The following is a 21,796-nucleotide window of genomic DNA, read 5'->3' on the forward strand; positions in this document are numbered from 1 at the left end:
CTATTTATAATTTTTTCCTGAAAATCATACTTTAGGACAAACGAATTTATTCTGCTAATTATTACTATAATAATGAAAGTATGTAAGGAATTTTGGAGTACATTATGAATGGTAAAGATAATCAGAATGATAGCGTTAGTATTATCGCAATTATTGTTATTGTTATTTTAGCTGCTATTGGCCTCTACTTTTTTTTCTCTTCTCATCGTCCCCCTACGGCTTTGACAACAGATAATAGTTTACCCCTAGAAGCTCCTGCTCCAGTATCTGGAAATACAGGCAACTAGTATTAAGAGCAAAAAAATCTAAAAAAAGAGGCTAACAAAACTTTTCTAGACACTAACTGCATAAAATGTGAGATACTAATTTTTATTTTAAATAATTTTAAACAAGATTATGCTCATTTTTAATAGCCAACTAAATCAAACCCAGTTACGTGAAGTGCAGGAACTAACTGCTTCATGCCGAGAAACTGATGGCAGTTCTCCTCCTTTATATCCTCATATTCTTGAACAAAAAAGAGCCAATGATTCTAATCTACTTTTTTTTGAAGAGGACAAGCTTTTAGGCTTTTTAAGTGTTTACTTCTTCTATGCAAACGCTTGTGAGGTAACTGTTATCATAGCGCCTTCTCATCGTCGGCAGGGCATAGCCAAACGCTTACTTCAAACAGTCATGCCTTTATTGTTAGCCAAACAAATGGATACGCTGCTTTTTGCTACGCCCACAGCGGTTAATGAGCGCTGGCTTTCGCAGCTTGGATTTAGCTACCATAACAGCGAATATCAAATGCAGCGCCATAGCTACGAACCCATTTTAATAACAAAACAAAGACTGCAAATTCGCAAAGCTAGCGAAAAAGATATTTTCGATCTCTGCACCATCGATGAACTTTGTTTCCCTGAAGAACAAGACGATATGCTCACACGATTTAACAGTTTACTCGAGGAAAACAATTACACCATTCTGCTCGCTTTCTATCAAGGAAGAGCCATTGGAAAAGCACATATTCGTTGGCAAACTGACAGTGCTATTCTATCGGATATTGCTATTCTCCCGCATAGTCAAGGTCAAGGTTTGGGGAGTGAGTTATTATCTTTTTGTATCAATCATGCCTTATCATTAGGCACGACTAAATTGATATTAGATGTGGAAACTTCTAACCACAATGCCCTTAACCTTTACATGCGCCATGATTTTAAAACAATCAATGCAACCGACTACTGGGCTATTTCTACCGATAAGTTACATGCTCTTTTGGAAGCACAATAATTTAAAGTCGAATTTGATCGTCAATTCAATGAGTTAGAATGTAACTCTTGGATGTTGTACAATCTATTCTATCTACCCGGTAATCAGGTTATCATTAGCGGTTTGGTTAAGAGCGTTGCCAATTCATTCTGGTGAATTGTTATTATCTTTGCCTGCATTTAAACAAGATAACACGCTAATTTCAAACAAAATACCTCAATACAGTGAATTCGGCTTGACAGCTTTTCTACTGCACATTTAGTATTGCGTTTTACTGCGGAAGGAAAGCGCTACGGGGATAAGGAATGAAGAAACGGGTTGTAATAACTGGGATGGAGATAGTCTCTTCCATCGGCAATGGGCTTGAGACTTTCTGGCAGGCCGCGATAAAAGGGCAGTGCGGTATTAAACGGGTTGAAAGCTATGACCCAACACCCTATCCTACTCAAATTGGTGGCGAAATTACTAATTTATCGCTCGCCCACCTACCTGAGTTTGATAAAAGCAAACGCTACCCCCGTGTTGCGCAGTATGCACTTTTCTGCGCCCACCATGCGATTGAACGCTCAGGTTTGACTGCTGAAGAATTAGCAAAAACCGGAACCTATATCGGCACAAGCCTAGGCGGCACGCCTGAACTTGAATCTGCCTATGAATCCTTTTTTAAAGAAAGTTGGAAAAAAATTCCTGCCTTAAGTGTGATTCGTGGGATGCCTAATTCGGTCGCCAATCATATTGCAATCGCTTTTGGTTTAGGTGGACCCAATTCAACCACTTCAAATGCCTGCGTATCCTCTGCTGAGGCCATTGGGAATGCCTATCAGCAGATCGCTTACGGCAAACTCACCACCGCTTTATGCGGTGGCACAGAATCACTGCTATGGGAAACTCTCATGGCCGCTTGGTGTAAGCTTCGCGTAATGTCGACTCAAAATGAAAACCCGACTTTGTCATGTCGACCTTTTGATAAAAATCGAGACGGTATGGTCATGGCTGATGGAGCTGGCATTCTAATTCTTGAGGAATTACAACAAGCTAAAGCAAGAGGGGCTAAGATTTATGCCGAAATCATTGGATTCGGTGCTAGCTGTGATTCATACCATGTAACCGCACCTACTGTACAAGGCCAAGTACGCGCTATTCATTCCGCTTTAGATGATGCTAAGCTCGCTGTCAGTGATGTTCAATATATCAACGCTCATGGTACAGGCACCCAGTTAAATGATGTCACTGAAACGGAAACAATAAAAGCAATTTTCGGCCAACGTGCTTATGAGATCCCAATTACCGCGCAAAAGGCAATGACTGGTCATGCTATTGGTGCAGCAGGAGCCATGGAAATTATTGCAACCACATTATGCTTGCAACATGATATTTTACTCCCGACAATTAACCTGCATGACCCTGATCCAGCTTGCGACTTAGATTACGTGGCAAATTACGCTCGACCCAAGCAAATCGATATCGCTTTATCTAATCATTTTGCCTTTGGTGGTGCAAATGCCGCTATATTGTTACGTCGGCTTTGATTTCCGATGTAGGTTGGACGTTGGCCAACCTACATTTTACCCCTCTCATTCGTCGCTCACAGCTATTTAATTCCTATATAAATCAAAGGGTTAAGTGGTTGACTCTATGGAAATTCAAGAAAAATCTAAGTTTTATCATTCCATTCAAAATAATGTAAAATTTCTGCATAATCTTCTAAACATAGTTCGCAACTGAAGCTACATCGCGCTATAATCGCCCTATTTTGCATGATTTTATAAGGTCAATAATGAATGCTTCGTTGTATGAGATAGCCAATTTAGTGCAAGGGCTGGTTGTTGGTAACGAGAAGATTATAGTTTCGTCACTATCACCTATTGATAACATAGTGGCTGGAGCTCTTGTTTTTGCCGACGGACCAGAAAATCTGCGGTTAGCAGAACATTCTCAAGCTGCAGCGATTTTAGTGTGCAGCAGCGCAAAAAGTGAAATTAAACCGGTTATCCAGGTTTCCAATCCATTTAAGTCATTTATTCAACTCCTTAGTTATTTTTATCCGAGTAGAAAACCTACTCCTGGCATTCATCCCACAGCGTCTGTTGCTGACGATGTAACCTTCGGTAAAAATGTTTTCGTCGGCCCTTACACTATTATCGAACCTGGTGTAAGCATTGGAGACAACTGTATTATCAAAGGTCATGCAAGTATTGGTGCAGATGTTTCTATCGGCTCAGATACTGTTTTACATCCTCATGTGACAATTTATGACCGCTGCCAAATTGGGAAACGAGTTTGCATTCACGCTTCCTCAGTGATTGGCTCAGATGGTTTTGGTTATACTTTTATTGATGGTCAACACATGAAAGTTCCCCACGTAGGACATGTGGTAATCGAGGATGATGTAGAAATTGGTGCTAATACAACGATTGATAGAGCAACCTTAGGCGCAACAATTATTGGCGCCGGGACCAAGATCGACAATTTAGTGCAAATTGCTCATTCAGTGAAATTAGGTAAACATAATATTCTCTGCGCTTTTACAGGTGTAGCAGGGAGCACCACGAGTGGTGATAATGTGATTTTTGCCGCGAATGTGGGCGTGAGTGATCACGTACGAATTGACGATGGCGTTATTTTAGGCGCACGCGCTGGAGTGCCCCCAAAAAAGCATCTTAAACAAGGCAATATCTATTTAGGCAGTCCAGCTCGTCCTAAAGATAAAGCAATTGAACACGAATTGTCCGTCACGCGAATACCTATTATGCGTAAAAATTTAAAAGCATTAAGTGAAAAAGTAGATGACTTGAATCGACGGCTAGCGCAATACGAGGCCCAAAAATAATGTCTGGCCCTTTAATTCTGATTGATGGATCCTCTTATTTTTTTCGGGCTTTTCATGCATTGCCCCCTCTTACCAACTCCAAAGGCCTGCCAACCGGAGCAGTCTACGGAGTAGCTAATATGGTAAGAAAAATAATGAAGGATTTTCAACCAGAAGAAATTGCCGTCATTTTTGATAGCAAAGGCAAGACATTTAGAGACGAATGGTATCCCGAATATAAAGCCCATCGTCCTCCAATGCCTAACGATCTTCATTGTCAATTTCAACCGCTAATGGAGTTATTGGCCGCAATGGGCTTACCCTTGCTTATCGTTGACGGTGTAGAAGCGGATGATGTTATTGGTACACTTGCTCATTTAGCAACTGAAAAAGGACAGGCAGTACTCGTTTCGACCAGTGATAAAGACATGGCTCAATTAGTCAACGAGCATGTCACCCTCATTAACACCATGACGAATAAAACCCTCGACATCGCTGGTGTTATTGAGAAATTTGGCGTTCATCCTAAGCAAATCATTGATTACCTAGCTTTGATTGGCGATAGCGTCGATAATGTTCCGGGGGTCACTAAATGCGGACCTAAAACAGCAGCAAAATGGCTGCAAGAATATCAAAACCTAGACAACTTGATGGCCAATGCTCAGGCAATTAGCGGTAAAATCGGCGAATATTTCCGCGCTAGTCTTGCGCATCTCCCTTTATCAAAAAAATTAGTGACGATTAAAATCGATGTCGAACTCCCCTTAACTTTAGCGGATCTAAAACATAAAGCGCCTGATCGCGAAAAACTAATTGCGCTGCTGCGTGAATTAGAGTTTAAAACCTGGTTAAAGGAACAGTTAGAGCAGCAGTCGACACAAGAGGCAGGCTCCGCTGAAGAAACAACCCCCATTGAAGAAAACCATTTTGTCGTTATTAATACCGACGCTCAACTCGATGAGTTGTTAAAACAATTAGCGTCTTGCCAAAGCTTCTCCATCAATGTAGAAACGACGAATTCTAACGTCATGGAAGCTGAAATTGTTGGTATTGCTTTTGCTATTGCAGAAGGAGACTCAGTTTATATTCCTTTGGCTCACAAAGATAATAGTCAACAATTACCCCGAGACATCGTATTAAAGGCCTTAAAACCTATTCTTGAAAATGAGGAAATAGGGAAAATAGGCCAAAATTTAAAATACGATTACAACGCATTTAAGCACTACGGTATTCATGCTCAAGGCCTAGTTTTCGATCCCATGCTGGAATCTTACGTTTTAAACTCCAACGCTAGCCAACATGATCTAGACTCGCTCTCGTTAAAATACCTCGGCCATAAACCGATTAGCCCGGAGACCATTGTCGGCAAAGGGGCAAAACAATTATGCTTTGATGAAGTACCTGTCATTAAAGCAGCAGCCTATGCGACGGAATTCGCCGACATTTCTTTAAAACTACACCACAAACTCTACTCCATGCTCGATGACAAGCTGAAATCAGTGCTCAATACCATTGAAATACCTTTACTCACTGTTTTGGCTGACATGGAATATGAAGGGGTTCTCATCGATAAGTTAACCCTCGCAAAGCATGGTGAACGACTAAAAGAACGCATGATTGCACTTGAAGCAGAAGCGCTGAGTCTTGCGGGGAAACCTTTTAATCTTAACTCCCCCAAACAACTTCAGGAAATTTTATTTGAAGTGTTAAAAATCCCTGTCTTAACCAAGACACCGACGGGGCAGCCTTCGACAGCAGAATCAGTATTACAGGAGCTCGCTTACGATTTTCGCCTACCTGCGGTGATCCTTGAGTATCGCAGCCTTAGTAAGCTAATCTCAACTTATATCGATGCCTTACCAAAATGCATCAATCCGCAAACCAATCGCGTGCATACTTCTTATAATCAGGCGGTTGCTGCAACCGGACGTTTATCTTCGAGTGAGCCTAATCTACAAAACATTCCCATTCGCAGCGAAGAAGGACGGCTTATTCGTAAAGCATTTATTGCTCCTCCCAATCATCTGTTATTAGCTGCTGATTATTCGCAAATTGAATTGCGTATCATGGCGCATTTGTCCCAAGACGAAAATTTACTAACAGCGTTTACTAATAATTGGGATATTCATGCCGCAACCGCCAGTGAAATTTTTCAAGTTCCTCTGACAGAGGTTACTACCGAACAGCGGCGTCGTGCTAAAGCAGTGAATTTTGGTTTGATTTATGGAATGTCTTCCTTTGGATTAGCAAAACGACTTGGCATTGAACGCCAAGATGCGCAATACTATATGGACTGCTACTTCCAACGTTACCCTGGTGTTCTTGAATACATGGAGCGGACACGTCAACAAGCTCATCAACAAGGTTATGTGGAAACACTTTTTGGTCGACGCCTTTATTTACCAGAGATCAATACACAAAATATGATGCGTCAAAAAGCAGCCGAGCGAGCTGCCATCAATGCACCTATGCAAGGAACTGCCGCAGACATTATTAAAAAAGCAATGCTCGCTTTAGCCGACTGGCAATCCACTCTGGAAATGCCACAGGCAAAAATGATTATGCAGGTTCATGATGAGTTGATTTTTGAAATTCCTGAAACTGCTATTTCTAGCGTAAAGGAAACTATTCGAGAATTAATGGAAAACGCGGCACAATTATCTGTACCTTTGTCAGTATCAGTTGGAGTAGGAAAGGATTGGGATGAAGCTCATTAGGAGATAATTTATGCGATTTACTATTGCAATTTTTACCATCACATTAAGTTTTTCTTGCGGCGCAGTAGAAATACCCGCAACAGCAACTAATAAAAATAATGCAGTAGAAACCTTGCGCTTAGATTGGCGCGACACCACTGCATCTCCCACAACCGACTTCTTCGCCTATGCCAATGGCAGCTGGCAAAAAAACAATCCAATTCCGCCCGAATATGCAAGCTGGGGTAGTTTCAATATCTTGCAAGAAAAAGTACAAAATATAATTCATCAAATGCTCATCACCGCAGCGAATGACAAAAAGGCAGCGCCAGGTAGTATTGAACAAAAGGTTGGCGATTTTTACTACAGCGGTATGGATGAAGAGTCCATAAATAAACTCGGAATTAACCCCCTAGTGCCTGAGTTTGAACGCATTGCTGCGATCAAAAACTTAGCTGATTTACAGCAAGTCATCACTCATTTACAACTTATTGGCGTAGATGCTCTCTTTAATTTTGGCTCAATGCAAGATTTTAAAAATAGCCAGGAAATGATTGGCGCTGCTCAACAAGGGGGTCTCGGTTTACCTGATCGCGATTATTACCTCAAAGAGGATAAAAAATTTCAACAAATTCGCGCAACTTACGTTGAGCATATGACCAAAATGTTTGAGCTACTCGGTGACGCGCCAGATAAAGCGGCGGCAGAAGCGGCTACGGTTATGAAGATTGAAACCATTTTAGCAAAAGCTTCCATGTCGCAAACGGAACAGCGAAATCCACACGCTATTTATCATATGATGGATTTGCAACAACTCGAAAAAGTCACCCCTAATTTTATCTGGCCTCAATACTTAAGCGAGCTTGGTCAACCGTCAATTACACATATCAATTTATCGACTCCTGAGTTCTTCAAAGTGATGAATGAACAGCTCCTAGCCCTTCCGCTGGCTGATTGGAAAACCTATTTACGTTGGCATTTAATTGACGCATTTGCTTCTTATTTGTCAAAACCTTTTGTCGACCAAAATTTCAAAATGGTTTCCTCCTTAAGCGGCACCAAAAAATTATTGCCGCGTTGGAAACGGGTCGTTAATACTGAAAATGGAGCTCTAGGCTTTGCTATCGGTAAATTGTACGTGGAAAAATATTTTCCGCCTGAATCAAAACAAGCAGCACGGGAGATCTTGGGTGATATTCGGCAAGCCTTAAAGCAAGATCTAAAAACGCTTAGCTGGATGACCCCGGAAACAAGACAAGCTGCCTTGAAAAAGTTAGATCTGATGGAAGAGAGAGTGGGTTATCCGGATAAATGGTGGGATTATTCGACCTTGAAAGTTGACCGCGGCCCTTACGTGCAGAATGTGATCCGAGCCAACCAATTCTTGAATCGCCGCGATCTCAACAAAATTGGTAAACCCGTTGATCGTAGCGAATGGGCGATGCCTCCACAAACGATCAATGCATATTACGATCCCTCAATGAATAACCTCAATATTCCAGCAGGAATCTTACAACCACCCTTCTTCGATCCTAACGCGCCTGCAGCCATCAACTATGGTTCAATCGGTTTTGTGATGGGTCATGAAATGACGCATGGATTTGATGATCAAGGGGCTCAATTCGATGGCTATGGAAATTTAAAGAATTGGTGGACTGAGGCTGATTTGAAAAAATTCCAAGCGGCAACAAATTGCATCGTGGAGCAATTCTCTAAATATAAAGTGGATGGCGATTTAGCTGTGCAAGGAAAATTAGTCGTCGGTGAAGCAACAGCTGATTTAGGCGGCCTCACCTTGGCTTATCATGCTTTTCAACATTCTAAGTTTTATAAAAACGCAGAAACAATCAATGGAATCACGCCGGCTCAACAGTTTTTCTTAGGAACCGCCCATGTCTGGGCCTCCAATATGCGTCCTGAGCAAGCACGTAATTTGGTAACAACCGATCCCCATCCACCCATGATATATCGCGTGAATGGAACACTCTCCAATATGCCACAATTTCAAATGGCCTTTTCCATTCCAGCGAATAGTGCGATGGTAAATGCCAAGCGCTGTGTTATCTGGTAATTAATAGGTTGGGCCAAGGCTCAACCTACCTACTTTGTAAAAATTTAACCTTATGACAATGCCGAAAAGTGGAGGCCAAAACACCCACCCATCTGCCTGCCCTTGAATCGCCGCATCAACTCAAGTGATTGACACAAAAACAACACTAATTGTATAATATTTATCCAGCCTCATGGAAAGCTAGGAAATATTATGACTAATTTTAGCGAAAACAATTCTGAAAACGAAAATGTTTTAGCGATTAATCCCACTAAACTGTCTGAAAGTGAGAGAGAACTTTTAGGCGACTTCTTAGATGGCGATGATGACCCTGAAGTTTTTTTTAAGGATAAAAATTATCCTTTCGACGAATCCGTCATCAAACTTTCTAAAGAAATTTCCTGGCGTTTAAGTAAAGATAAAGAGAGCCAATGCTTTGAAGTGATTGGCAAACGCGTGGGTAACGGAAATTATGGATTTATCGACAAAGTAAAAGGAAAATTATTTTTTAAAGACGCTGAATTGGTTTATATGCCCGTACATCAAAAGCCTAATAAAGCCAGAATCAGAAAAGAAATACCGCGTAAAAAGCATGTGAGTGAAAATCAGTGGCGAAGAGATGTTAACAAAGAATATAGGCGCACTAAACAAGCCGGCCATCTCTTTATTAGAAAACCAGTCTTTTTCCAAGATGATGGTAATCTACGCGCCTATCTATTCATGCGCAAAATGCCAGGACAAACTTTAGAGCAGGTATTAAAAGGCGATCTTGATGAAAAAACACGCTTAGCCATTTGTCTTTCCATTTTGCAGGCATATACGCAACAGGTTAAAGCTAGAAATTTAGTCCATAATGATATTTCTCCTAGAAATATCATGGTTGATCTTAGCGACCCACATAATCCCCGGTGCTTTTTTATTGATTTCGCTTTTGCTAAAAAACAAACCACTAATGATGCAATGAAGTTCCCCATAAAAGGAACAGCTTTATATATAGCACCCGAACGTTTTGAAGGAAAAGGTTCAAGTACTAAAAGTGATGTTTTTTCTTTAGGTCACATCCTTGCTCAGGTTATGGGTGAAAAACCCCCATCTTTCAACACAGCTGAGCCATTCTATCAACGTGCTATGAAAGGTGAATTTGATAGTGAGTTAATCCATTTAAATAATCAGCAAGTAAAAAAACAAATACAGGCCATGTTAAATCCTAATCCAGGAGAAAGAGCGCTCATTAATGAAGTCTCTGCAACAATTTCTACTGCACTGAAAGAGGATGGGCTTGATCTCCAAGTCGCTGCATTGACAAAATAATATGGCAATTATCATACAATTAACTTCGCAAGCATTTCGAGGACTAATTTCTGCCTTGTAATCAAAATTTGCCTGGGTCGAGTAGCGTGAAGAATTTTTTGACTTCAGTTTTCTATCAGTAAATCTGACTGAGATGATATTTTAGCAGCCAGTTACTTACTAAAGACAAGTGTTATAGACTTGTCAATTCAATCTGAGACTCAACTTCTTTACTCACTACACGTTCTTCCAACCAACTATTAATCGCTTGCTTGGTCTCGCCTATCACTTGAATTAATTGATAATATAATTTCTCAAGTAACTTGCTATGACCTGCCTTACAATATCGCTCAAGGTATTGGCAGGCATACTGTAACTTGGTTGTACAACAATAGACTGCGCCACTTTTTAATTTATGCGCTAAACTTTCAATCTTTATCCAATCACCTTGAATATAAGCCTGACGAATACCGAGCTCTTCATGGGGCAAGTCATCAGAGACTAAGGTCAATAAAAGATCGCTAAATACCGTTAAATTTCCTAAAGTGGCGATACCTTTCTCGATATCGAGAAGAGAGAAGTTATTCAATGCAAAAAGCTCCTCTTCCGTATTAGGTAAGTCGATTCCTAATGACAAAATGGTCTTGCCGCCTCCATTTTCCCTGGATTGAAACGATTCTAACAAAGTCCTCAAGTTAATCGCTTTCATAGGCTTGGTGAATAGACCATTCATGCCTACTTGTAAAGACTCAGCTTCTGCAATTTGTCCGGCATGGCCCGTTAGACCATAGATCAACAACTGTGAAGTCGAACCCATTTGTTTTTCCCAGTCGCGGATTTGTCGCGTCATTTCATTACCTGAGATTCCAGGCAAGCCGACATCGGTGATAATTAAATCAAAGGGTTCTGTTTTGGCTAATGATAAGCCTTTTTCTCCTGAAGAGGCCGATAAATAACGGCAACCCGCTTTCATCACCATTCGTTCAAGAACTTTTAAGGCCACAATGCTGTCTTCCACCAGCAGTAGATAAGGAGAATGCGAGGGCGTAATCACAGCAGGAGACGAAACAATTTTCTCTTTTTCATCGATTTCAGGTGCTACACCCGGAACTAAAGGAATGGCAAAATAAAAAGTAGTTCCTTTACCTTCTTCACTGCTGATACCAATTTTACCCCCTAATAGCTCAACATATTTTTCGACAATGTGAAGGCCCACGCCATGTCCATGATGATTATTTTTATAGGAAGGTGAAATGCGATAAAAGCGTTCGAATACTTTTTCCTGCGCTTCTTTGGGGATTCCTTTTCCCGTATCAATTACCTTAAACATTAACGATTTTTGTTGATCGTCAGAGCTTATTAAATCGACAATAAGTTGAATCATACCTTGGTCGGTAAATTTAATCGCATTGCCTAATAAATTGAGCAAAACACGGCTTAATTTGAAACGATCAGTGCGGATATATTCAGGAATATTAGAATCAATTTTTAATTGGAAACTAATATCTTTTTGCATCATTGCAGGTTGTTCTAACTGATTGAGATCCTCCAAACAATCTCTCAGATAAAATGACTCTAAATAAAGGTCGTCTTCATTCATATCATCAGCAGAAACCACATCAAGAACGCCATTTAAAAGCTTTAACAGCTGCTCGCCGCTTTCATTGACCCAGCTTGCATATTGCCTTTCTTCTTCGCTTCTGGCTGTTTCCTCAAGCATTTTGGTCATACCAATAATGCCGGTTAAAGGAGTACGAATATCATGACTCATGTTAGCCAAAAATTCAGTTTTGGCTTGACTCGCTTTTTCAGCAGCTTCTTTAGCTATTTTTAAATCGGCCTGAGTTCTTTTTAATTCAGTAATATCTGAAGAATTTCCCAAGATACCAATGATATTTCCTTCATCATCGATGAGAGGCATTTTAATCACAGTAAAGTACATTTTTTTACCGTTAAGAGTAACGGTTTCTTCAAAAAGAACAGGTTTTTTTCCCTTTATCACTCGTTGATCGTTTTTTCTTAATTCCTCGGCATGTTCTGGCCAAAGATCAAGATCTGTTTTTCCCACGAAATCATTCATGGAATTAAGCCCCAGTGTTTTGAGAAGAATTTTATTACAACCTAGGTATTCTTCATCTTTATTTTTCCAATAAAAATTACCGGGTACACAAGCCGAAATCTTTTTTATTTGATCAAAAATAGTGACATTCTGCAAAGCCAATCGTTTCGTATCCGTATTATCTTTTCCTAGTAGAATGATCTGATTCGATTGACGTTTAAATTTCCAAGTAAAATAGCGTTTTGTGTTATTTTTATATAACATGCCCTCAAACTCACCATGCTCATTTTGCAAAATAAGTTCATACTGATAAAAAGGAAAGGGAATTTTGTGACCTAGCTGGAAGTAAATTGAGGCAAAAGGCTGGCCAAGCATTTCCTTGTCTTTCCACCCCAGCAAGGATGTGCTCGCTTCATTAAACTCAAGAATACGATAGTTTGCATCCAAAACAATAATACAATCCTCGGACAATAGCAAAAAGGCTTGCAATTGCGGATGCAAAGAAGATTTTGGTGTTGATTCTTTTCCCATGATTAATCACCCCCAACTATTGGTAGCGTTCGGTCCCATCCACACTGCCATTAAGCTGCACTTTTTTTGTCATCCTCCAGCTTGACTGGAGGATCCAGGCGATCTGGCTAAGTCCTTGATCTTCTGGTCAGGCCAGAAGATGACGAGAATTAGTCGCTAAAAATCCCCTTTGCTCTAGAAAACTAAAATAATTATCTAGAAGTTGCTTATTAATGAATGGAAACTCCATACCATTTGCTTGAAAAGCATAATGCGTATTCTGATTATTTGCACTAGATATTCGATCGAGTTTTTCCATCCAAACATTATCGCTTCGATTAATATATAAAGTGAGTAACGAATAAAGTGTACTCTCAGGGCTCATTTCAGTAAGTAATTTCGCTTGCCATTCATGAGGAGAAATGAGCTGCAAATTATAGCCCCGCTGATTAAGGTAACTTATTAAATTCTTCCAAGATAACTTATTTGTATTCACTAAATTAAACAAGCTGTACGGTATTTTTGTATTTAATGATGTTTTAACAATCATTTGACTCACATAATCCACCGGAAGAATATCGAGTTCAATATCCCATGAGGGTGCATAACCCAATTGACAACAGCCTTTAATTAATCGCAGTAAATGATTTTGCTCAGCGGCAATTAATCCTGAAATAGAGTCACCTAAAATCCATGCCGGTCGATAGATTTTGATTGGTATTTGTTGTTGATGAGCTTTCGCTAGTATTTGCTCCGCAACCCATTTGGTTTGACTGTAACCATCTTCTGGAGGGGGGTTAGGATGGGAATAAATAAAATCCTCAATAATCGTATTAAAATTATCAACATGATTTCCAGCAGCGGATAAAGTTGAAACATAGTGGATTGGGATTTGCTTCTTAATGGTTGCTAATTTCAATATTTCTTTAACGCTTAGCACATTGGCAGCACGCAACATTTCATAGCTATAGAGATGATGAACAGCGGCACCATTATGATAAATCAGGTCGATTTTTTCCGATAACGTCATAAATTCTTCAATAGATAAACCCAGATAGGGTTTTCCCAAATCGCCAACTAGTAACTGAATACGCTCCCTGTCCTCAAAATGCAGATCGTAGAGCTCGATTGACTTTTGTAATTTATTTTTGGCATCGTCTAGATTAGTTCCTCTTACTAAACAGTAAATCGTCGTTGACGTTAACTGATAAAGTTGGTTTAAGAGGCTTGCGCCTAGAAAACCATTTGCACCCGTTAATAATACTGCTCGAGGCTGAACATTTATCGTGTCCAACTCAGCCAAAAACCTTCGTTCGGTTTCTCTTCTCGAAGTAAAGACAGAAGAAGTACTTGGCTGGGTTGTTCGTAATGAACGCGTCAAATTTAGCTCAATATCAAATTTCCAATGAGCCATGAATGAGGAAGGTTTTATTTCTTCGTTGGTTTCAATCAGTTGGGCTAAATGAAAAATGGTCGGTTTTTCCAAAAATTGTTGCAAAGATAAATCATAGAGTAACTGCTCTTTCACTTTTAAAACCAACTGGGAGACCATAAGCGAATGCCCGCCGAGATCAAAAAACGAATCATGAATACCAATTTGGTCGAGCTCAAATAACTCACTCCATATTTTTTCTATCTCTTTCTCTGCCTGAGTTTGTGGTGCTACATATTCGCTATTCAGCGTATTAGTTGAAGAATCGGGAGCTGGTAATTTTTCAAAGTCGACTTTTCCATTTAAAGTGAGAGGGATTTTATCTATCCCTATAAAAAAACAAGGTATCATGTATTTAGGTAGTTGGCTTGCCATGTACTGTTTGATATTAACCATTGGGATTTCATGCTTCAGCACAAGATAGGCAACAATTGATTTTTGTCGCTTCTCATTTTCATATACCCTCACAGCACATTGATCAACTGCTTCATGATGCAATAATACGGTGCAAACAGCCTCTAGTTCGACGCGAAAACCACGTATTTTTACCTGATTATCTTGGCGACTTAGGTATTCAATATTGCCATCAGGCATCCAACGAACGATATCTCCCGTTTTATAAAGCAAAGTTTCATCGCTGGGATCAAATAAATTGGGAATAAAGCGAGCCGTTGTAATTTCAGGGCGATTTAGATAGCCCAAGGCCACACCTGCTCCTCCCGTATATAATTCGCCGGGAGCGCCAATGGGTGTGGGACGTAAATATTTATCCAGAATATAAACTGTTGTATTGGCAATTGGCTTTCCGATCGGGATGGACTGATAACCTTCTTTCGCTTTAATCAGGTAGGTTGTGGTAAAGGTTGTATTTTCTGTGGGTCCATAGCCATTTAAGATATGCCGCGGCGCCCCTTTTTCGCTACGAATCACCCTCATCACTTGTTCCGCATTTAAAATATCGCCACCGATTAACAAATAGGATAGGCTTGCGAACATCGATGGCTTAACCGACGCGTATTGATTAAATAAAGCCGAAGTCAGCCATAGTACTGTAATTTTTTTCTTAATAAGAAATTGACTAAATTGCGCCACATTAAACAAGGTTGCGTGAGGTACTGCAACCAGCGTTGCCCCATTTAATAAAGCACCCCAAATTTCAAAGGTTGCTGCATCAAAACTAATACTTGCGGCCTGGGCGATGCGATCATTTTCTGTAATTTTAATATAGTTTGTTGAATTGACTAAGCGAACTATTCCTCGATGAGGGATCATCACTCCTTTGGGTTTCCCCGTGGTTCCCGACGTGTAGATAATATAAGCGAGACTATTAGAATCAAAAGGGGCAAGATTAAAATTTTCTGAGTTTTCAGAAGAGGCGCTCTTGATAAAATTCTCAAAAATAATCAAAGGTACTTTTTGATTATCGCAGCAAATTTGCATTTTAGCTTTTAGCGATTTCGAAGCGATCGCTACCGTCGCGCTACTATCACTTAAGATGAATTGAATATGGGATGAGGGATAATTAGTATCGATGGGAACATAAGCTGCGCCGATTTTTAAAATCGCTAATAAACCAACGATCAGATGAATTTCCTGATTGGTACAAATCGCTACATGATTGGCTGATTTTATTCCATTTTTTTGTAAAAGACGGGCAAATTGATTGCTTTGTTCGTTGAGTGCTTGATAAGACAGTACTTGCCCTTCATACGATAAAGCAATTTGCTCCGGTGTTTTCTGCACTTGCTCGACAAAAAGTTGCACCACATTTTTATAAGAAGTAGAAATTTGCGTTTTGTTCCAGGTCATTAATAATTGGCTAGTCTCTTTTGCTGATAGCAGGGGAAGTTGTGAAATCAGCATTGTCGGATGTTCGAGCATACTGGCAATTAAGATAGGCAAATGTTGAATGCTATTGCGCAGAATTGTGTTTAAATCCTCATTTTTTTCACGACTAAACCATTGAATTTTGTAGGTATTAGAAATAGTCACCACTACTGAGGAATTGATATGTTGAATACGTTTTAAAAATCCTTTTTCATGGCCAATCATTACGGTAATAGGATAGAACGACTGCAAACTTGGCGATAACTCCGGATAGCGAACAAAAATATCGCGTGAAAAACTTAAATGTTTATCAAATTTTAATAGTCGATCAAAAAATTCTTTTAAGGTTTCTTCAACCGTAAGATCTTCATTGAGTTGAAAAGAAAAAGGAATAATCTGGGCAAATAAAGGTTTGATCGCTTCAGGTAATTGTTGCAAAAGAGGATGAGAAAAACCGACACCGAATTTTTCTTTATTTCCCAAACGATAAAGGTAAATATATAAAGCGGCAAACAAAATATTGCAGGGATTATTGGGGTATTCATTCGTAGGAAATGAAAATAGTGTTGACGCATTAAGCGTAGCAATATGTTTCAGAGGATAATTTTTTTCTGAGCTTATCGATAGCGTTTGAAAAGGCAATGTTGCTGGGATAAACGATTTCTCTTGCCGCACCCAAAAAATCTCATGAATGGCATAAACTTCGCAAAAATATTTATATTCAAGCCGCAACTTCTCCGAGACATGGGGCAGAACTGATCCTTTCTTTAAATGAAAACGCTCAGCAAGTTCTATAAAATTCACTGTTTCATTGTGGAAGGAAAGGAGCTGCTCTAATTGCACAACCCGAGTTTTGGTTGCGATTTGCCAATACTGCGGTGTTATCTCCAAAAGAGTACCCGGTGCATGATAAGTTTCCTCATCCAAAATATGCAATTGAAGAATGAGAAAAAAATCCTTGCCGATGTTAAATTTTGGCAATCCGAAGCGATTGCGATGATGATGCCCCAAATTCAGTGCGCGACACATTCTGTCAATTGTTTCCGCTGAATCATTCCAACTGATCCAGCCTCCATTCGCCGGTTTCTGGCAATAGTCAAAATAACTCCGATGTTCTAGGTTTTGTGGAATCGATCGAAGCTGTTGATAACTAATTTCATAAACTAATTCTTTGAAGGTATTTATCGCTTCTTGATAACATTTTACGCTTAAACTTAAGCCCGTTTCATCAGCTTCTATTTCAATAGGCGCCTGTATTAAAATATCGCCGGCATCAATTTCTTCAACCATTTGATGCCAGGTCACACCATAGACTCGTTCCTTATGCAAAATAGCCCAAGAAGGCGCATGTAAACCGGCATACCTGGGCAAGGGGCCATTATGATAATTGATAGCCATGCATTTGGCTTGCTCTAGTATGGAACGCGGTAAGACCGACCCATTGATGATGCTAAATAAATAATCAAACGCAGTCACTGATAAAATCGGTACCGCATCGCTAAGTTTAAAAAAGTAGGGTATTTTTTTTTGAATAGAAAATTCTTCAGCGGCTGGAAGAGGAGAGATAATACCCAGGATCGAATGATTATAAGATAGAAGAATTTCTGCACACTCTAACAACAGACGATCTTCACCTATCAAATAGCAAGTAAGTAGTTTCTTTTCCAAAGAAAAATCCTAAAGTTTCTGCCTATTGCCGACTATATTACCTTATAAGATAAATAATACACAGAGTGATCTAGAGCCTGTGGATAAAAATTGAAATAAGCATTTTTTCCATGAAAAATACCTTTTTAGCCTTGTGCCATAGCCGTCAGGCTAAAATGATTTTCCCTCTCCCCAGCCCTCAAGTTGAGCTTCTTGCGCGGGCACGGGAGTGGATAGACAATTCGATTTACACCCACTAATTATCTACAAACAACGCAACATAATCAGAATGTGCCGTGTCTGGTAATTCCATAGCATTACCAGGCAAGGGGTAGATTTTCACGCTCAGTTGATTGGCCTCACTCTTATATATCGGCTCACCCAAAATGATCGAGTAGCTCGCTGATTGCCCTGATTGATTAATTGTATTTAAACGAACGACTTCTAGTAGGGCTTTGGGTGGTTCTTTTTTATATAAACCTTGATTCCATTGGTTTAAAAAAGTTTTCAATTCGAGTTGCCCACTAAAGCGTGCGGGTCGATCAGCGAAATAAATAACCTGAGGATTCACCTTGTTTAAAATAAGAATAAATTCTCGCTTTTCTCTATTGGATATTTCGATGGTTCCTTCTTTCGCCAATACGACAAAAAGAAAGTGTAAATTCTTAGGAGTTCCTGGAGGACTTTTATTATCCATTTTTGGACTAGCATTGATTGCAGACCATGCATTGACTGTAAAAAATGCTAAAACGAGCAGCAATAAACTTGCAAGGTATTTTTTCATGCTTTCACTGTTATAAGGGCTTTCAGAGTTAAATTGTAGCGCAAAATGATTTCGCCCATATTTGCTATAATTTTACCCATATGGACTTTTAATTTGCAAACAGCCACAAAGGACTTGCTCTATGAAACTCATCGGAATACTTATTATTCTTTTCTTTCCTTTTACTTTACAAGCTTCCTGTGCCTGTACTTGCAATCTCATGGATCAGCGTTTATGCGAACCGGACTATGATCTGGATAATCCTTGCCCTAGTATCTGCCCTTCACATGCACCCACTATGCCGCCACCAAGAACGGCTTGCCCAACCCAGAAAGTTTATATTCCTGAGAAAGGAGCTTATGTATGGATTACACTATGTAATGATTGATTTAGGCTCTTCTTTAAACAATAAGTAACTGACTATCATGGCAATCAGAAGACCAGCCATTACATTTAGAAAACGACCGACAACTACTTCTAACGCAGCATCAGGCAGTCCGGCTAAAAGCATTATCGCCAGCGCACTGCCTGCATGATTGCCGGTAGCCGAAAATTTGGTTTCATTACCAATCAAAAACCCACAGAGAAAAAATCCGCAAGTTAAAACTAGACCAATAACAATCATATTAGTTGGAAACAAAATTGCGACAGCACCCCCTAAAACAGCGGCAAAACATTGACCTAGAAACCGCGCTAGTGCTTTTTCTTTAGTGCCTTTTGTTGTGTCCTCCATAACAACAAACAGAGTAATTGTTACCCATACACCTTGCGGATAACGAAAAATTATCCAAGAGAGAAAGGTGAGAGAAGCAGCGAGGCTTATAATCGCTGCATTGATTAAATCAGGCTTGGAAAAACCAATTTCCTTAAACGATCGAATAATTTTCTTCGTCGCCTCAGGGTCAATTAGATGGAAATCACTGGGTACAAAATTCGATAGACTCCAACCCACAACAGCTACCACAATAATCCCTACACAGACCTCGAGAGTACGATAAATTGCGACCGCTTGCATATCACCCAATAAAAAAGAGGCGATAACAATAACAGCGCTAAAACCCGCAACGACGGATAAATAGTTATAAGGCCTGGTTTGCAAACCAATATAGGTCGTAGCGAAAGAAAAGATTAAGATAGTAAAGAAGAGTTCAAAGGGTGCATAGCCGATATGCTCAGCGAGGATAAAGCCAACGAATGCGCCGAGTAAAGTACCTCCCAATCTTAGCGCTGACTTGATGAAAGTTGCCGAAAGATTGGGGCGAGTAATCGAAGAAACGGTCACTACCGACCAAAATCCTTCATGCAAATGAAAATATTGCAAAAGCAAGAAGCAAATTAAGCCACTCAAACCCATTTGCAAACCAACGATTGACGCTTTGCTCATTCTTTCAGTCATGCTATTAATTTCGCTATGCTATACTCCAAACATCTGTCCCAAAAAGGTCATAGGATATGACAAACTCCTCATTCCGTATAGAAACAGATAGCTTGGGTGAAGTACAAGTACCTAACGACAAATTATGGGGAGCACAAACGCAACGCTCACTCTTTCATTTTAGTATCGGTGACGATCTTATTCCTAAAGAAATGATCACAGCTTATGCCATATTAAAAAAAGCTGCCGCAGTTGCCAACCATAAAGACGGACGATTATCCCATGAAAAATGCCAATTGATCGCGAAGGTCTGCGATGAAATTCTTTCTGAACAGCATCACGATATGTTCCCCTTGCATGTTTGGATGACAGGTAGTGGCACTCAATTTAATATGAATATGAATGAGGTCATTTCCAATCGCTGTGCTCAATTAAAAGGTTTTCCTTTAGGCAGCAAAAAACCGGTCCATCCTAATGACGATGTCAACATGTCTCAATCATCGAATGACTCCTTTCCTTCAGCTATGTACATGGCTGCGGCAATCGCTGTAGTCGGTCAATTAATTCCTGCATTAAACGATTTACGCAATTCTTTAAATAAAAAATCGAAAGCTTGGATGGATGTAGTGAAAATCGGTCGCACTCATCTGCAAGACGCGACGCCTCTCACTGTTGGGCAAGAATTTTCTGGATATGTTGGAATGTTAGATGATAATCTAAGCCGCCTTCAATATGCCTTAAACGGTGTTTATTGTTTAGCCTTAGGTGGTACTGCGGTGGGAACTGGGATTAATGCAGCACCCGGTTTTGCTAAAGCGGTCGCTGAAGAAATTGCTAAACTAACGCAGCTCCCTTTTATTTCTGCCCCCAATAAATTTACTGTCCAAGGCGCGCATGATGCTCTGGTTGAGCTATCGGGGACACTAAAAACCTTAGCTGTATCACTTTATAAAATAGCCAATGATATTCGTTTGTTGTCTTGCGGACCCCGCGCAGGTTTTTATGAACTTCTTATTCCATCCAATGAGCCCGGTTCTTCTGTTATGCCTGGCAAAGTCAATCCGACACAGTGCGAAGCCATGACCATGGCAGCTGTGCAAGTCATGGCTAACGATGTGGCGGTAACTTTTGGTGGCGCAGGGGGTTATTTAGAAATGAATGTTTACAAGCCCTTAATGATTTTTAATATCACTAAATCAATTCGCATCCTTACAGACAGCATGAAAAATTTCCGTGAATTTTTGGTCGAAGGAATGCAGCTAAATGAAAAGAAAATTGCCCATTATGTTGAACGCTCATTAATGCTAGTCACCGCTTTATCTCCTATTATTGGCTATGATAAAGCATCACAAATCGCTCATTACGCTCTAGATCATGATCTTTCGCTTAAGGAAGCCGCGTTAAAACTTAAATTCATCAGCAGCGAAGATTTTGACAAAGCGATGGATCCTAAAAAAATGACTCATCCCTTAGAATAATTTCTCATCAAGCTCTCGAAAAAAAGACGAGCCCAATTCTTTTTTTATTCCTATTAAATCGGAATTAATTCGCGAATGATATTGGGCAAACAATCCCATTAATTTTTCGCAAATCATTTGATAGGAACCCTGCTCTGAAAGCGAGGGAGACAAGCCAATTTGATAGTATTGCTCTAATGAATCAGCATGCATTTTATCAAGTACACCGAAATGAATACGCTTGACTCCCAGTTGCTGTAAAAGTGCTGAACAGGATTCTTCTTGTCGATATTTTAAATCACTCAAACAAGGCGATAAAGTCACCACAAAAATTGCCGAGGGCGATGGTTCGCTTGCATAAAGTTTCTTAAATTCAAGATAAGCATTCTTTTCTGCATGTTTCCAAAACGGGACATTTCTACTACTGGTCGCAAACGCTTTTTTATCGCCATCCACGATACAACAGGCCACAATTCCTGTGTCTGAGTTCAGCCAGTTTTTCCGTAAAAACTCTAGCGTTTCGCCTAGAATGACATCACATTCACCCAAACTTAATAAATTAGACATTGAGAAGAAAAAATAAGTTACTATCTGTCTATTGTAATAGTAAACCGGCGATATTTTAAAGCC

Annotated in this window: 14 protein-coding genes; 9 read left to right on the plus strand and 5 right to left on the minus strand. The window is 39.9% G+C overall.

The annotated features are described in order from the left end of the window. Window positions 1-104 precede the first annotated feature (104 nt). The 7 genes from Ldro_RS13845 to Ldro_RS13875 all read left to right on the plus strand — a co-directional run bounded on the left by Ldro_RS13845 (window position 105) and on the right by Ldro_RS13875 (window position 10,117). Complete coding sequence (locus Ldro_RS13845; RefSeq protein WP_058497019.1) at window positions 105-287, plus strand: hypothetical protein; 183 nt, start codon at window positions 105-107, stop codon at window positions 285-287. A gap of 109 nt (window positions 288-396) precedes the next feature. Beyond that, window positions 397-1,272, plus strand: coding sequence for a GNAT family N-acetyltransferase (locus tag Ldro_RS13850; protein ID WP_058497020.1), 876 nt, complete (start codon window positions 397-399; stop codon window positions 1,270-1,272). A 284-nt stretch (window positions 1,273-1,556) separates the two neighbouring features. Then, window positions 1,557-2,780, plus strand: coding sequence for a beta-ketoacyl-[acyl-carrier-protein] synthase family protein (locus Ldro_RS13855; RefSeq protein ID WP_058497021.1), 1,224 nt, complete (start codon window positions 1,557-1,559; stop codon window positions 2,778-2,780). A 248-nt stretch (window positions 2,781-3,028) separates the two neighbouring features. Beyond that, on the plus strand, window positions 3,029-4,081 hold the full coding sequence (gene lpxD, locus Ldro_RS13860) for a UDP-3-O-(3-hydroxymyristoyl)glucosamine N-acyltransferase (RefSeq protein ID WP_058497022.1): 1,053 nt from the start codon (window positions 3,029-3,031) through the stop codon (window positions 4,079-4,081). Next, window positions 4,081-6,777, plus strand: a complete 2,697-nt coding sequence (gene polA / locus Ldro_RS13865) for a DNA polymerase I (protein WP_058497023.1) — start codon at window positions 4,081-4,083, stop codon at window positions 6,775-6,777. The genes lpxD and polA overlap by 1 nt, the downstream gene beginning before the upstream one ends. Before the next feature lie 10 nt (window positions 6,778-6,787). Then, window positions 6,788-8,827 (plus strand): M13 family metallopeptidase, encoded by a 2,040-nt coding sequence (locus Ldro_RS13870; RefSeq protein ID WP_058497024.1) that lies wholly within the window; start codon window positions 6,788-6,790, stop codon window positions 8,825-8,827. A 192-nt stretch (window positions 8,828-9,019) separates the two neighbouring features. Continuing rightward, a complete protein-coding gene (locus Ldro_RS13875; RefSeq protein ID WP_058497025.1) occupies window positions 9,020-10,117 on the plus strand; it encodes a protein kinase domain-containing protein in 1,098 nt (365 codons plus the stop codon). A 172-nt stretch (window positions 10,118-10,289) separates the two neighbouring features. Here Ldro_RS13875 and Ldro_RS13880 read toward each other — a convergent pair whose 3' ends face one another. The 3 genes from Ldro_RS13880 to Ldro_RS13890 form a co-directional block, all read right to left on the minus strand. Beyond that, window positions 10,290-12,686, minus strand: coding sequence for an ATP-binding protein (locus tag Ldro_RS13880; protein ID WP_058497026.1), 2,397 nt, complete (start codon window positions 12,684-12,686; stop codon window positions 10,290-10,292). Between the two features lie 127 nt (window positions 12,687-12,813). Continuing rightward, window positions 12,814-17,592 carry an amino acid adenylation domain-containing protein gene (locus tag Ldro_RS13885; RefSeq protein ID WP_058497027.1) on the minus strand — a complete coding sequence of 1,593 codons (4,779 nt, stop codon included), beginning with the start codon at window positions 17,590-17,592 and terminating at the stop codon, window positions 12,814-12,816. Window positions 17,593-17,827: 235 nt separating this feature from the next. Then, entirely contained in the window at window positions 17,828-18,355 is a 528-nt protein-coding gene (locus Ldro_RS13890; RefSeq protein WP_058497028.1) for a hypothetical protein, read from the minus strand. 121 nt (window positions 18,356-18,476) lie between these two features. On the opposite strand from Ldro_RS13890, the gene Ldro_RS13895 reads away from it, so the two are divergent. Further along, window positions 18,477-18,722 (plus strand): hypothetical protein, encoded by a 246-nt coding sequence (locus Ldro_RS13895; protein ID WP_058497029.1) that lies wholly within the window; start codon window positions 18,477-18,479, stop codon window positions 18,720-18,722. Here the strand turns inward: Ldro_RS13895 and Ldro_RS13900 are convergent. Then, entirely contained in the window at window positions 18,708-19,730 is a 1,023-nt protein-coding gene (locus Ldro_RS13900) for an FUSC family protein (protein WP_058497030.1), read from the minus strand. The genes Ldro_RS13895 and Ldro_RS13900 overlap by 15 nt on opposite strands. 56 nt (window positions 19,731-19,786) lie before the next feature. On the opposite strand from Ldro_RS13900, the gene fumC reads away from it, so the two are divergent. Continuing rightward, window positions 19,787-21,187: a class II fumarate hydratase gene (gene fumC, locus Ldro_RS13905; RefSeq protein ID WP_058497031.1), complete on the plus strand. Its 1,401-nt coding sequence runs from the start codon at window positions 19,787-19,789 to the stop codon at window positions 21,185-21,187. Here fumC and Ldro_RS13910 read toward each other — a convergent pair. Then, a complete protein-coding gene (locus Ldro_RS13910) occupies window positions 21,179-21,733 on the minus strand; it encodes a cytidine/deoxycytidylate deaminase family protein (protein ID WP_058497032.1) in 555 nt (184 codons plus the stop codon). The two genes, fumC and Ldro_RS13910, sit on opposite strands and share 9 nt — an antisense overlap. Window positions 21,734-21,796: the final 63 nt, after the last annotated feature.

The sequence above is a fragment of the Legionella drozanskii LLAP-1 genome (assembly GCF_001467585.1).
GTDB classification, from domain to species: Bacteria; Pseudomonadota; Gammaproteobacteria; order Legionellales; family Legionellaceae; genus Tatlockia; species Tatlockia drozanskii.